This window comes from Paenibacillus enshidis (assembly GCF_042136365.1).
Classification (GTDB): Bacteria; Bacillota; Bacilli; order Paenibacillales; family Paenibacillaceae; genus Paenibacillus; species Paenibacillus enshidis.
This window is the reverse complement of the sequence record NZ_JBHHMI010000003.1, coordinates 261,064-273,248: the sequence shown is the minus strand read 5'-3', so window position 1 is coordinate 273,248 and position 12,185 is coordinate 261,064. Positions and strand designations below refer to the sequence as shown.

At 48.3% G+C, this 12,185-nt stretch carries 14 protein-coding genes and 1 riboswitch; of the genes, 2 read left to right on the top strand and 12 right to left on the bottom strand.

Annotation, left to right across the window (positions count from 1 at the left end; genetic code table 11):
• Nucleotides 1-63: 63 nt before the first annotated feature.
• The 3 genes from ACE41H_RS05680 to ACE41H_RS05670 all read right to left on the bottom strand — a co-directional run bounded on the left by ACE41H_RS05680 (nucleotide 64) and on the right by ACE41H_RS05670 (nucleotide 2,646).
• On the bottom strand, nucleotides 64-879 hold the full coding sequence (locus ACE41H_RS05680; protein WP_375353880.1) for a cysteine hydrolase family protein: 816 nt from the start codon (nucleotides 877-879) through the stop codon (nucleotides 64-66).
• A 63-nt stretch (nucleotides 880-942) separates the two neighbouring features.
• Complete coding sequence (locus tag ACE41H_RS05675; protein ID WP_375353879.1) at nucleotides 943-1,818, bottom strand: ABC transporter permease; 876 nt, start codon at nucleotides 1,816-1,818, stop codon at nucleotides 943-945.
• Nucleotides 1,819-1,848: 30 nt separating this feature from the next.
• The gene (locus ACE41H_RS05670) at nucleotides 1,849-2,646 is read right to left on the bottom strand and encodes an ABC transporter ATP-binding protein (protein ID WP_375353878.1); all 798 of its coding nucleotides are present in this window, start codon (nucleotides 2,644-2,646) and stop codon (nucleotides 1,849-1,851) included.
• Nucleotides 2,647-2,934: 288 nt separating this feature from the next.
• On the opposite strand from ACE41H_RS05670, the gene ACE41H_RS05665 reads away from it, so the two are divergent.
• Nucleotides 2,935-4,527, top strand: a complete 1,593-nt coding sequence (locus ACE41H_RS05665; protein ID WP_375353876.1) for a PucR family transcriptional regulator — start codon at nucleotides 2,935-2,937, stop codon at nucleotides 4,525-4,527.
• Nucleotides 4,528-4,628: 101 nt separating this feature from the next.
• Nucleotides 4,629-5,057: a MarR family winged helix-turn-helix transcriptional regulator gene (locus tag ACE41H_RS05660; RefSeq protein ID WP_375353875.1), complete on the top strand. Its 429-nt coding sequence runs from the start codon at nucleotides 4,629-4,631 to the stop codon at nucleotides 5,055-5,057.
• 82 nt (nucleotides 5,058-5,139) lie between these two features.
• On the opposite strand, the gene ACE41H_RS05655 is transcribed toward ACE41H_RS05660, so the two are convergent.
• The 9 genes from ACE41H_RS05655 to ACE41H_RS05615 all read right to left on the bottom strand — a co-directional run bounded on the left by ACE41H_RS05655 (nucleotide 5,140) and on the right by ACE41H_RS05615 (nucleotide 11,431).
• Nucleotides 5,140-5,346 carry a hypothetical protein gene (locus ACE41H_RS05655; RefSeq protein ID WP_375353874.1) on the bottom strand — a complete coding sequence of 69 codons (207 nt, stop codon included), beginning with the start codon at nucleotides 5,344-5,346 and terminating at the stop codon, nucleotides 5,140-5,142.
• A 90-nt stretch (nucleotides 5,347-5,436) separates the two neighbouring features.
• Nucleotides 5,437-5,664, bottom strand: coding sequence for a hypothetical protein (locus ACE41H_RS05650; protein WP_375353873.1), 228 nt, complete (start codon nucleotides 5,662-5,664; stop codon nucleotides 5,437-5,439).
• 109 nt (nucleotides 5,665-5,773) lie between these two features.
• The gene (locus ACE41H_RS05645) at nucleotides 5,774-6,322 is read right to left on the bottom strand and encodes a GNAT family N-acetyltransferase (protein ID WP_375354042.1); all 549 of its coding nucleotides are present in this window, start codon (nucleotides 6,320-6,322) and stop codon (nucleotides 5,774-5,776) included.
• Nucleotides 6,323-6,490: 168 nt separating this feature from the next.
• Nucleotides 6,491-7,132: a cell wall hydrolase gene (locus ACE41H_RS05640; protein WP_375353872.1), complete on the bottom strand. Its 642-nt coding sequence runs from the start codon at nucleotides 7,130-7,132 to the stop codon at nucleotides 6,491-6,493.
• 291 nt (nucleotides 7,133-7,423) lie between these two features.
• Entirely contained in the window at nucleotides 7,424-7,600 is a 177-nt protein-coding gene (locus tag ACE41H_RS05635) for a pentapeptide repeat-containing protein (protein ID WP_375353871.1), read from the bottom strand.
• Between the two features lie 190 nt (nucleotides 7,601-7,790).
• Nucleotides 7,791-8,567 (bottom strand): MeeY/MeeF family manganese export membrane protein, encoded by a 777-nt coding sequence (locus tag ACE41H_RS05630; RefSeq protein ID WP_375353869.1) that lies wholly within the window; start codon nucleotides 8,565-8,567, stop codon nucleotides 7,791-7,793.
• A gap of 228 nt (nucleotides 8,568-8,795) precedes the next feature.
• On the bottom strand, nucleotides 8,796-10,034 hold the full coding sequence (locus ACE41H_RS05625; RefSeq protein WP_375353867.1) for an MFS transporter: 1,239 nt from the start codon (nucleotides 10,032-10,034) through the stop codon (nucleotides 8,796-8,798).
• 220 nt (nucleotides 10,035-10,254) lie between these two features.
• Entirely contained in the window at nucleotides 10,255-10,614 is a 360-nt protein-coding gene (locus ACE41H_RS05620) for a (2Fe-2S) ferredoxin domain-containing protein (protein WP_375353866.1), read from the bottom strand.
• Nucleotides 10,615-10,792: 178 nt separating this feature from the next.
• Nucleotides 10,793-10,979: riboswitch (cobalamin riboswitch) on the bottom strand.
• A 29-nt stretch (nucleotides 10,980-11,008) separates the two neighbouring features.
• Entirely contained in the window at nucleotides 11,009-11,431 is a 423-nt protein-coding gene (locus ACE41H_RS05615; RefSeq protein ID WP_375353864.1) for a hypothetical protein, read from the bottom strand.
• Between the last annotated feature and the right edge of the window lie 754 nt (nucleotides 11,432-12,185).

Below are 12,185 nucleotides of genomic sequence, written 5' to 3'. Positions count from 1 at the left end.
AGAACCCCGGCATTATCGATTTCATTGCATTGACTTGCTGATCTCGATCCTTCTACTCACCCCTCAAGGGGAATCAATTGGTGTCAATCCCTCTGGCGTTGCCTCCATATTGCGGGTGCCGGAGCCGGTTAGTTCCTCCACCAGCCTGGCTGAATCCGTGACAAAGCCGTAGCATTGTTTAATGTTGTAAAGCGTTGCCTCCGAGCAGAACGTGGGCGAGCTTGTTGCCGAGCAATCCTCCAGCAGAATGCCGTCGTATCCAAGACAGGCCGCATCCTGCAGCGTATGCATCACGCATTGGTCCAAATTCACCCCGGCAAACAGCACCGTCTGAACATTCAAATTGCGCAAAATGCTGTCAAGCGGCGTATCCCAAAACCCGCTCATCCGGTATTTATCCACATAAATATCGTCAGGAGCCGTTTGCAGGCCATCCACGATCGCCGCCCCCCAGCTTCCTTTCTCCAACACCTTCGAGCCGTTCCCGGGCAGTGCGTCCCCAATGCCCCTTCCCCTGCCATCCGAGTTGTACACATGCAGCACGGAGGGCGGCACGTTCATGCGGTCTTCCCGGTTGCCCCAATTCACCCAGATGACAGGCACATGGGCCTTGCGCAGCTCGGGCAGCAGCCGATTCAAGCGGCTGACCGGACCCTGCAGCGGCGCTGTATCCACCCCGATGGAATCCAGCCAGCCGCCTGGGGCACAGAAATCATTTTGCATATCAACAACGATGACCGCTGTATGCTCAAGATCAAAGATCACCTTCTGCGGCTGTGCGGGCAAGGTTACAGGATGGCCGGGCTTTTGCGTTCGCCGCAGATCCGCCAGCGTTTCGGATACCCGCCAATAGTTCCTTCGATTTCCCAGTTTCAACATATAAGTCCCTCATTTTTCTGTAGATTGTTGCTTCGCCGGTTCAACCGTCTCTCCATCGTAATGTCATTTCATTGCCGATTCATGCCAGGACTGCAGCAGCTTGTTTGAAATCATGTTGATGATCAGGAAAAAAGCGATGCCGAGCACGGATGCCGCCAGACCGCAGGCGAACAAATACGGGGTTTGCAGCCGGGTCGCCGCAACAGTAATTCCGTAGCCGAGGCCGCCTTGCCCGCCGCCGATGCCAGCGATGTACTCGCCCACAATGGCTCCGACCACCGAACTGGAGCAGGAAATTTTCAGGCCTGCCATAATGTACGGCAGTGCTGCCGGAAAGCGCAGCTTCCAGATCGTCTGCAGCTTGCTCGCATTGTACAGGTAGAACAGATTTTTCATATTCTGATCGGTGGAGTTCAGCCCGATCAGCGTATTGGATAAAATCGGGAAAAAGCTGATCAGGAATGAAATGATAACAATCGCGTTGATGCCTGCCCCGAACCAGATCACAATGATCGGCGCGATCGCAACGACAGGAATGGTCTGCAGAATAATCGCGTATGGATATACGCTTTTTTCCACCGTCTTGGATAAGGCCAGCAGGATGGCAATGGCAATGCCCAGCACAGTGCTGAGGGCAAAACCGATCAACGCCTCCACAATGGTGGTGCTTACCGAGGTGATGAGGTTTGTGCTGTTCTCCATCGCGGCGGCGGCAATATCGGATGGCTTCGGCAAAATATACGGGGGCATGCCGGCCAACCACCCGATCAATTCCCAGCCGCCGACGAACAGGACGAAGACAACTAGCGGCGGAAAAATCTTTTTCAGCAGGCCCATGACCGGATTTTCGCCTGCCGAAGCACCGCTGCGTCCCTCCTTGCTGGAAGTTCGGATACCTGCCGCGGTTTCACCGGCCGGACTGACTGCCATTTTTTCCATTTCTCATTACACTCCTCTCACTTCTCTCTATCAATGCTTCAGAACCTCAGACACGCTGCGCACATAATTGCCAAATTCCGGCCGGGTCCGAAATTCATCGTCCCGCGGGTAAACAAACGGAATATCGATGATGTCCGAAATTTTGCCCGGACGGGGTGTCATGACTACCACCTTTGTCGATAAAAAGACACTTTCAAAAACGTTATGGGTGATGAACAGAACCGACATTTTTTTGTCCTGCTCCCAAATGTTCAGTAACTCATCCTGCAGCGTCTGCCGGGTGATTTCATCCAGCGCGCCAAACGGCTCATCCATCAGCAGCAGCTTGGGCCTGGAGATCAGCGCTCTTGCAATCGACACCCGCATTTTCATACCGCCTGACAACTCGCGAGGCAGCACCTTCATATAATCCTTCAAACCTACCAGTTCAAGCACCCGTTCGCCTTCCGCGATCCGCTCTTTCTTGGATACACCGCGCAGCGTAAGAGGCATCGTGACATTATCAATCAGCTTCGCCCAAGGCAGCAGCGTATGCTCCTGAAATACAAAGGCGATCTCATTTTGCTTGCGCGCTTCTTTGGGTGACGTGCCCAATACGGACAGATGGCCGGAGGTCGGTTCCGTCAGACCTGCAATCATATTAAAAATCGTCGATTTGCCGCAGCCGGAGGGGCCGACAAAGCAGAGAAATTCCCCTTCTCCCACCTGCAGTTCCGCATGCTGAACCGCAACCGTACCGTTGGGATATATTTTGCCGACATCACGCATCACCAGCATGGAACGGCTCTCTTTCTCAGCGGCTGCCGTTTGATTTTGAGTAAGCTGCATCCCCATCCCCCTCTTTTCCTTGAAGTTGTGTCCCATCATAAAACCAAAATTATAAAGTGTAAATATTTCTGACACATTTTTAGTTTTCGATCTAATAACATGGACGTCAAGCTGTTTCGAAAACAGAATTCGTGCATTTTATGTTATTTTATATAACACAAAAAGAGAGGGATAATTTGCAGCAAGCTGCGGAAAACCTTTATAATTTCCTAAACCCCTGTGACAGAGGTCTCAGGTACGCAAGTGGTCTGCGGTTTACGCATCATTTTTGAGAAGGAGCGATTTGACATGCATTTAACCGTAGAAGATGCTTTAACGATCTATCCGTTATCGGAAGGCAAGCTGGCGGCTGGCAAAAAAGGAGTGACCCGCATGATCAGCTCCATTAATTTGATGGATGCGCCGGACGTCATTAACTGGATGAAAGAAGGGGAGTTGCTGCTGACGACGGCTTATGCCATCAGGGATTCACCTGAGGAATTTGTCACTTTACTGCACAGGCTAAATGAACGGGGGGCTTCGGGACTTGGCATCAAGCTTGGCCGCTATTGGTCGGAAATTCCTGAGATCGTTCTGCTTGAAGCCGACCGGCTGAGCTTTCCCCTGATCGAGCTGCCCTTTGAATTCACCTTCTCCGAACAGATCACCGCCCTCTTCCAGTCCGAGTTTCAACGTGATACACGAAAACTGAATGAACTGCTGGAAACACAGAAGAAGCTTGTTGATTTTGCCATGCAGGCGGATGAGTATACAGATTATTTCCAGGAAATCACAAATATTTTGAGGCGCTCTGTCGCCGTGGTGACTGCCGAGGGAATAGTTTTGTACAATGTGACTGGCTGTCCTGACAAAGAATTGCTGAGCGATTGGCCCTGGCATCTGGACAACCGGTTTTATAAAGCAGCCAACAAGCTGCTGTACCGGACTCCCTTGCTGAAAAGCGGGACATCCTACGGTTATCTGCTGGTGCAGACCGGGAATCTGCAAGAGGCGAATGATATGGAGGGGATTTTTCATCAAGCCGCCGTCATCCTCTCCTATCATCTCGAGATCATCCGGAATCAGGAGGCCGTTGCCGCAGGCAAACGGCTCGGGATGACGATAGAGCGTTACCTGAAAGGTAATGCCTCCCGGCAGACCGTGCTTGAATTCGCGGAGGTGCTGGGGAGCGGATTCTGGAATAGCCCTTATGTATGCATGATATCTTCAGCAGACACAAGCGCTTGGGACCAGGACAGGCAGCGCCGCAGGCTGCGGGAAATTCAGGACAGGCTGCAGGAACACCCGAAGACGGCATCTCTTGAATCCCATCATTTTTATGTGATGAATCGTGTGTATTCCCTTTTGCAGATTCCGGAGGGGGAGGCCAGGGAGCGCAAGCAGTATGAGCAGACTGCACGCTTGTATGCGGATCTGATGAACGCATGGGGTTATGGGAACAGGGCTAATGCATGTTATATGAGCAAAATAAGGGTGGGCATCGATTCGTTGATCGACGGCTTCCGGGAATGTGCCGAGGCCGAGAGAATCAGCGCAGAGCTAGACCTGGCCGAACCGGTCGTCCTGTTCACCGATCTGGAATTCGCGTATCTCTTCCGTCATATTCCGCAGGAGGTTATGAGCAGATACTGCTCTTATTTATTCCGCCCACTGCTGGATAGAGACGAGGAGTACGCCGGCGAAATGATGCGCACGCTTGAAGCTTATTTCGCCAACAATGGCCAGGTGAATGAAACCGCGCGCGAGCTGTTCATCCACCGCAATACGGTTCTGTATCGGCTGGAGAAAGTTGCGGGGCTGCTGAATCTGGATTTGAAGAATACCGATGATTTGCTGAAATTGAAGCTTGGGCTCATGTTTCGGCATCTGCTGCCTCGATAGTCTAATTATTTTACGTCTGTTGACATCCTTATTAATTCCTTATATAGTTCCATTACTGACAGTTAGAAATCTAATAGTTCAAGAACAAGGGGAGAACCTTAATGAGTACCAAGCAAGATACACCCTATCTGGATTTATTGCAGCTCATTGGTCTGAAGTTAAAGAAACGAGCCGATGAGAGCATCAAAGAACTAGGGTTAAATGCCCAGCAAGGAAAATTAATTGGCTATATTTATGAACATCAGGAGAAGGGGTTAATTCAAAAGGATCTTTCTGATCGTTTCCATGTACGCGGGGCAAGCATTACGAGTATGCTTCAAGGCCTTGAAAGAAAGGGATACATCGAACGCAAAATTCCGGCCCATAACGAACGGCAAAAAAATATTTATGTTCTGCCTAAAGGCATTGCGCTAATCGAAGCCTTCGAGCAGTCTTTTCAACAGGTAGAGGAAGAAATCGTTCATACCCTTTCCGATGAAGAGCGGCTGACCCTCAAAGTGTTGTTAACGAAAATCAATCAAAATTTGTAGTAACTCTAATAAGAGTTCAACCAAAAACAAGCCTCGGACAGTTCCCGAGGCTTGCATTTTTTTATATAGTTTCTAAGTAGCTTCACCCTCCAAAGCGAACCAAGACTTCAGGATCGCCCGAAAGCGACTCCACGCGGATAGTCCCTTTTATTGCTAGCGGATTAGACAAATCAAGGGATACCGTTGTAACAGACTGTTGCTCTCCTGCCATTGGCATTGGCATGTTTACTCCGTTTGTCATAGGAGCCATTATTGTTGTGTTATAGTTGTTAATAACCGTTGTTGTCATTCCTCCACATCTCCCTTCAAAGATATAATCCATACTATGTAGAAGTGCAAAGGAAGCGTAGGCCTATTACTTAGTGATTAAAACCATTTTTTACAACTGATCCATCAGCTCCAAAATATACTGCGGAACCTCGCGACCATTCTTTTCCCCACCGTCCGAATACACAATCAGGGGCTCTCCATCCACAATCGGGAAACCTCCGCCGAATTCAAAGTCTACTTCCGCGACTCTGCCGCGGCCGTACTTTCTTGCGGTGGCCTCCTCGCTCACCACGTGAAGTACGGATTTCATGTCGATATACGCGTAACCTGTTGCCATTGCTGATCACTCCTTTTCTCTGCCCATTATACGGTGACAGTTCCCCATACCGCAAAGGCGGGGCTCCTCAGATCATCCAGACAACCCGACTTTTGCCCACTAAATACCATTAATTCTTCTCCTGCGCAGCCAGCCATTCCTCATACAAAATGCCCATGATGATGAGGTCATAACGGCGACCGTCACGCCTTACCGCTTCCCGCTCTCTTCCCTCCAGCCGAAAGCCGGCCTTCTCATAAGCGCGGATGGCTCCAGGATTGTATTCGATCACATTCAGCCCTACCCGGTTCAGATTCAACTCATGGAAGGCATAACGCAGGATCAGGTGAAGCGCGTCCGTTCCGTACCCTTTGCTCCGGTTTCTGGCCTCTCCTAAGCCAATCGCAAGCTTTCCGGCTCCGTTGTTCCACTCAATGCTGTGAATGGCCACAAAGCCAATCAGTTCGTCATCTGCAACCGTTCTCAGTCTGAAATAAACTTCATTCGGATTTGGTGCCCCCTCCTGCTCAATCCGGCTGCGCTGAAACGGCAAAGCGATGTCGGTATCCACGTTGCGCAGGTAATCGGCATCCTCTCCCCAGCGCAGGATCATGTCGGTGTCTTCCTCTCTTATTCCGGTTAGTTTTACCAGCTTGCCCTGAAAAAAGTCAGGTGTCAATTCCATGAGCTCTCTCCTTCTTCGTGCGGATTCCTCTATGGTATAGGCAGAAGCGGGTAAAATCAATCTCCCCGCATTTAAGCATATTGAAAAACCGCCGCAGCTTCAATTCGAAGCTGCGGCGGTTTTGAGCGTGTCTATTCAATGTTCTGCCTTACAGAACAAGTATCAGTTCGTAAACGTATGTCTGCCTAGTGTCAGCACAGCAGGACGGGCCATACTCCACTTTGAAGTGGCGATTGCCGGATTGTAATAATACAGCGAGCCGTTGGTCGGATCCACCCCGTTCAACGCCTGGCGTGCTGCCGCGTAGGCCGTTTTATTCGGGGTCAGGTAATACTGACCGTCCTGCACGGCTGTGAACTGTCCTGGCTGCATAATAATTGCGGGAATGGAGCTCGGAAATTCGTTCGACTGGACACGGTTCAGAACGACGGCGCCGACAGCCACCTGTCCCTTAAAGGATTCTCCCCGTGCTTCTGCATATATAATCCGCGCGAGCTGCTCCAGAGTCGTATGGCGCGCAGGAGACAATGCGTTCAGCTTGGCTCGTGTAGCCGGGCCTACCACACCATCCGCGGCTAGCCCGTAGTCACGCTGAAAGCGCTTGACGGCCGAGTCAGTAATAGAGCCGAAATAACCTGTGAAGCCAGCCTTGAAATAACCAAGCGTCGCTAGCTGCTCCTGCAGCTGCAGCACATGCTCGCTTTGCATTCCTTTCGAAATAGCTTGTGCGCTGGCGGTCGCAGGCGCGAAGACGAGTCCCAAAGCACAAGCGCAGGATAAAATAAGAGCGGATAATTTCTTCATGGGTCGAGACAACCTCCACATTCATTTTCTGGCCGGACACAAAACCCGGCTTGTCCAACTCAGGGCGTTTATCCGATAAGTGAAGCTGCCGTCACGCTCGGTACGGCGAAATCGCTTGAAACTAAGATAAAAGCATCGGACAAAGCTAATTTCCGTAGAAGTGTACCATATTTGAAGAAACTGAATAACCCGACTCTGGTCCTAACATAAAAAGCCTTGTCATGGCAGCATTTTCCGGCGCTTACCGCTCTATGAACATACAATCCTAGGTCTTTGGTTACAAGATACACTTTAATCCACTTTGGCCCCACATGAACGCAAAAAGGCCACTGCCTGATGTATATCCATGTGCGCGCCTTTAACGTCCATGAAGCGAAAATCGACGCCCTCCATAATAGCGCCGCGCAGATCGGCCTTTTCGAGATTTGCGCCGTACAGATCCGCCTCCTCCAGACGCAATCCACGCAAATCCTGCTTGTCTGGTACATATCATCTCTCCGAGCAAGCTGAATTTGTACGGCCCATTGTTATTTATCCGTAACATAACTCTAATTATTCAGCATTGGGAAAAGGGAGTTAAATCGCAGAAGGAGAACCGCTTCAAGCGGTTCTCCTTCGTTGAGGCTGCGGCTTAATGCCAGCATGCACCGTATTGCATCTAAGGCAGATCAGCCTGTGACTGTTTTTTATTGGATGGCGCAAACCATCCGAGAAGTGCTATCGCAATCAGGACACCATAAAAGACAAGGGTCCAGCCTGTGCTATGCGGGAAATGATGATCCAACACCCCAATATCTTCATGAGCCAGGGTAATCACAGCGAGCTTGACGCCTACCCATGCCACGATTGCATAAGCTGTGGTCTCCAGTGCCGGCCGTTGAGCGAGCAGCTTTACAAACCATGTGGCCGCAAACTTAATCAGGACGAGCCCGGCGATTCCACCAAGCAACACAACGATGAATTGTCCGCCGTCCATACCGCCGAAATTCCCAAGCGGTGAATCGGGGAGACCCAGTGCCAGAGCCACTGCAGCAAGGATGGAATCAATCGCAAAGGCAAGATCCGCAAGAGCAATTTTTCCTACGGTTGGCCAAAAGCCTTTTCCTGCAGCATCTTTCTTTACATCCTCGCGAATATTCTCGTTTTTCTTGCCGAAACGCGCTTTGATGATGTGCTTTAACCCAAGGTAGAGCAGATAAGCAGCCCCGATCGCCTGTATTTGCCAGACATTCGCAATAAACGATATCGCAAACAGCGCGACGAAACGAAAAACAAAGGCCATAATGATCCCGTAATTAATGGCTTTCTTCTTCTGGTCCTCCGGTAAATGCTTCGCGATAACCGCCAGAACAAGGGCATTATCCGCCGATAGCAAACCCTCCAATCCAATAAGAATCAGTAATGCCCATGCATACTCCAGCCAAATGGATTCCAACAGTACTTCTCCTCTCTTATAAAGAGTATGTTCATTACGGCAAACTTCCTGTTTTAAACCTAAGTTTCGGTTATAACAGAGGATTTTTATCCGGCTTTAGTTGTACCGTCATTCCCTTCCCTATTTACGCTGTCAAGTTATGGCTCGTTTCATTCATTAAACGGCGAAAAATGCAAAAAGAGCATGCCACCGCAGCTCCTTCATTATTTGCATTGAACACTTCATTGATTATATAATTTCATTCCGCTTTAATAAGTAAGTATAAAGAATGACTCCCCCAACCGCACAAATGGCCGCACATAAACCTATAAATCCGTAGCCAGCCTGAAGCCCGCGAAGCAGTCCCACCTGAGAATTTGCCCCGAAAAAAACCTTAGTCAGTTCAATAACTCCACCGATCAAGTAATTGCCAATTACACTGCCGATTCCCATAAGCGTAACCGTAAACGTTATAGCGGTATCACTGCCATTTGGATATCTTCTAGCAATAAAAGCCATAACGGTGGGATAAATCATCGCAATACCTATACCGGCGGCAGCGAAGAAAAAGGCCAGGCTTTCTCCCCCCAAAATGGCTATGAAAGTACAAAGGGAAGATAGTCCCGCAAATACAATCAGTGACAAAGTAAAACCAATTTTGTCTGTTAACGGTCCGAGCAATAGCCGTGCAAGCGAAAAACATAAGAAAAAAGCAGATAACATTCCCGAAGCTGAAACTGTATCCCAACCGTATGCTTTTTCAAGGAAGTTAACGAGCCAGCCTCCTACAGCCAATTCGGAAACTACGCCAAATGATAAAATAACAACCATCAGCCATAAAACCGGGTCTTGCATCAATGTTTTCAGAGGGACGCGATCCTCATGTTTAATCTCATCCCCTGGAAAAGTACTACATAATGCAAATATAATCGGTATGATGGATAATAAAAGCATGATGAGGTACATGCCGCGCCAGTCAAGTACAGAACCGTTAATCTTAACCTCCATCAGACCTGTCGCAATGAGAGGTGCAACTGTCGAGCTAAGGCCATAAAAGCCGTGGGCTAAGTTCATCATTGTGCCGGTGTTTCTCACAAATATACGGGCGCCTAAAATAGCTAACCCAATCTCCAGCATCCCGTTTCCAATGTACATCAGGAAATATGATGCAGAAAACGTAACATAATACTGAGAAAAGAAAATGAATATACCCGAGACCGCCATCGCTGCAAAAGATATAACGGTTACCCGCTTTATTCCCCATATTTTTGTCAGGTAAGCAGTAAAGGAGCAAGCGATTAAATAGCCAAGCGCATTAAGGGACAATAAGGTGCCCAACTGTGATTCGTTTAGCAAAAAGTCATACTGAATCCGTGGAATAGCGGGTCCTTTTATATTTTCTGAAAAACCGAATATGACAAACCCTATAAAGATTGTAGCAAGCTGCATGGCATAAACTTTGTTGAATTTCCCTGTACGTTTCTTCACTTTTGGCTTTCTCCTTATTCGTTTGCTTATGTATGGACATAAGGAAATTTTAAATGAACAGCTTTCCTTATGAAATATAATATTAAGGAGTATTTATATAAATTTAAGGAAACGGCATTCTCATCACCTTCAACAGTCCTTTCTAAACCCAGCCTTTATTTCCAACGAACAACAAGCCCACCTGAAACGGTGAGCTTATTGTGACTGTTATTTTGTTATTTTACTGAAAACGCTCAAACCGATAAGGCAGAAGATTGGCCGGCAGCTCCAGCAGCTTGTTCTGATCCCGCGAGGTGATGGCCCATTCCAGCAATTCGTCATAAAGGTCTTCCTCTTTAATGCCGCCGAACCATACCGGACCGTCCGGCGTCTGAATCGATACGACGTTAGCAATATCACAAGGTCCAAGACAGCCGGTGACTGTCAGCTGGATGCTCTTGAGCAGCTTCTCTTCCTTCCATCTGCTCTTCAGCCTGTCGAGCGGGATGCCTGGTTTTCCCTTCTCTGTACGACCGCAGCAGCAGCCGTTGCAGATCATAACCTGGCCGAGCACTCTTCGTTTTGTTGCCACTTGCTCCATCCATATCCTCTCCCATGCACTGTGATCTCGCATAAGCCTCCCCGTCCGGCTTCATGTTGACCCAAAAAGCCCTCAGACCGCAAAAGGCTGAGAGCAAGAGTACATAAGAGAACAGACCGCAGACCACGCATGGGTCCCGATCTCCATATTATGTACACCGTTCCTTAACCGCGAAGGGCTGATGCGAATCTGCAGGCAGGTCTTCTGGCTCCCGGATCGGTGCCTGCCTTCCGTCTTCCCCAGCATGCTGAGTGACATGTATGGAAGGAGGCTCCCCAGTCACAGCGGCGCGACCGCTAGGGATTTTCACCCTATTCCCTTTTAACCCCGGCCTTAGCCAGGGCACCTGCGAGATTCTTCCATTATAACGGACCCAGGACTGAAAGACGAGCATTTAAATAGGCCCTAATATGGTTTTGAAATCGACAAAACTCTGAACCTCGGTAATATCTTTCCCGTTGACCTTCTGGGCACTAAAGACCAAATTGCCCTTAAAATCCATGCTTTGTCCTGGTTTAATCCATTTTCTCACTTCAAACATTTGATTACCGGAAAGAAAATTCGCTTTAACTTCTTCACGGATAACCGGCCGCACCTCTTTTATATAAACGGGAACTTTTCCACTATTCAAAACAGATGTTTTATATTGGATCGTTATTGATTGATCGTCTTCATCGGGAAGTGTATAACGACTCCCCATACTATCTATACCCGTACGAAACAATATGACCGTATTAATATGCGTCGTATAAAAATAGCCACTTGCTAAAAAACATACCAGCACTGTCATCCAAACATACTTGATATACTTTTTCATAATACCTCGACCCACACCCTTTTAATTCCAATTTATCACAATTCAGCGGAGGATACGACATCCTGTCGTGAGTTAGAATTTATGTTACTATAAAAAGTCTTAATTTAATTAACTCGTCTTTGTCCTTCGCCTGCAACTACACTTCTCTGTCCACATTCCAAAACCGTTATATTTTGGACAACTGTAAAGTGTTTTTTCGTCGTTCCCCCATTTCGCCCCCTCTGATCCGTAGTATAATCTGGTGAGATTAAAACGGATCGCCGTGGAGGTCTCTTGCATTTTCTGTTATCTAAGATACTTCCCCTAACACCACTGTCTCAGGGCCGGTTAGTACGTAAATTCATAAAACTGAAAGGATGACTCTTATGGAATTTCACATTAATAACACTAAGATTCTTTGTCCGTGTTGCAGGAACAATACCTTCGAGAAAGACTATCGACAACTAAATTCAAGAGGAGCTACATTCTTAGGATTTGACTGGGCAAACCGCAATGCAACCATATTGGTTTGTCAGAAATGCTCCTACATTTCTTGGTTCATGGATGAGCCAGAAGAAATATGAAAGTATATCTTCTTCGGCCCTCTGCCCAAACCAAAACGGCCAGACTTCAGGCGGGAACCAAGAAGCTCTGCTGCTTTTCCTGGGAAATAATCGAAACTGCAAAAAGCCTTAAGCGAGAGTGGGTTCCGCTTAAGGCTTAAACTTCTCGGAATAAGCTTCCTAATATCGCAATAAAACCTTCCGCTAAACGC

Bases quoted from the DNA above. Each gene is read 5' to 3' on its own strand.
- ACE41H_RS05680 (WP_375353880.1), bottom strand. From the start codon at position 879: ATGTTGAAACTGGGAAATCGAAGGAACTATTGGCGGGTATCCGAAACG.
- ACE41H_RS05660 (WP_375353875.1), top strand. From the start codon at position 4,629: ATGAGTACCAAGCAAGATACACCCTATCTGGATTTATTGCAGCTCATT.
- ACE41H_RS05675 (WP_375353879.1), bottom strand. From the start codon at position 1,818: ATGGAAAAAATGGCAGTCAGTCCGGCCGGTGAAACCGCGGCAGGTATC.
- ACE41H_RS05655 (WP_375353874.1), bottom strand. From the start codon at position 5,346: ATGACAACAACGGTTATTAACAACTATAACACAACAATAATGGCTCCT.
- ACE41H_RS05640 (WP_375353872.1), bottom strand. From the start codon at position 7,132: ATGAAGAAATTATCCGCTCTTATTTTATCCTGCGCTTGTGCTTTGGGA.
- ACE41H_RS05665 (WP_375353876.1), top strand. From the start codon at position 2,935: ATGCATTTAACCGTAGAAGATGCTTTAACGATCTATCCGTTATCGGAA.
- ACE41H_RS05615 (WP_375353864.1), bottom strand. From the start codon at position 11,431: ATGAAAAAGTATATCAAGTATGTTTGGATGACAGTGCTGGTATGTTTT.
- ACE41H_RS05670 (WP_375353878.1), bottom strand. From the start codon at position 2,646: ATGCAGCTTACTCAAAATCAAACGGCAGCCGCTGAGAAAGAGAGCCGT.
- ACE41H_RS05650 (WP_375353873.1), bottom strand. From the start codon at position 5,664: ATGGCAACAGGTTACGCGTATATCGACATGAAATCCGTACTTCACGTG.
- ACE41H_RS05620 (WP_375353866.1), bottom strand. From the start codon at position 10,614: ATGGAGCAAGTGGCAACAAAACGAAGAGTGCTCGGCCAGGTTATGATC.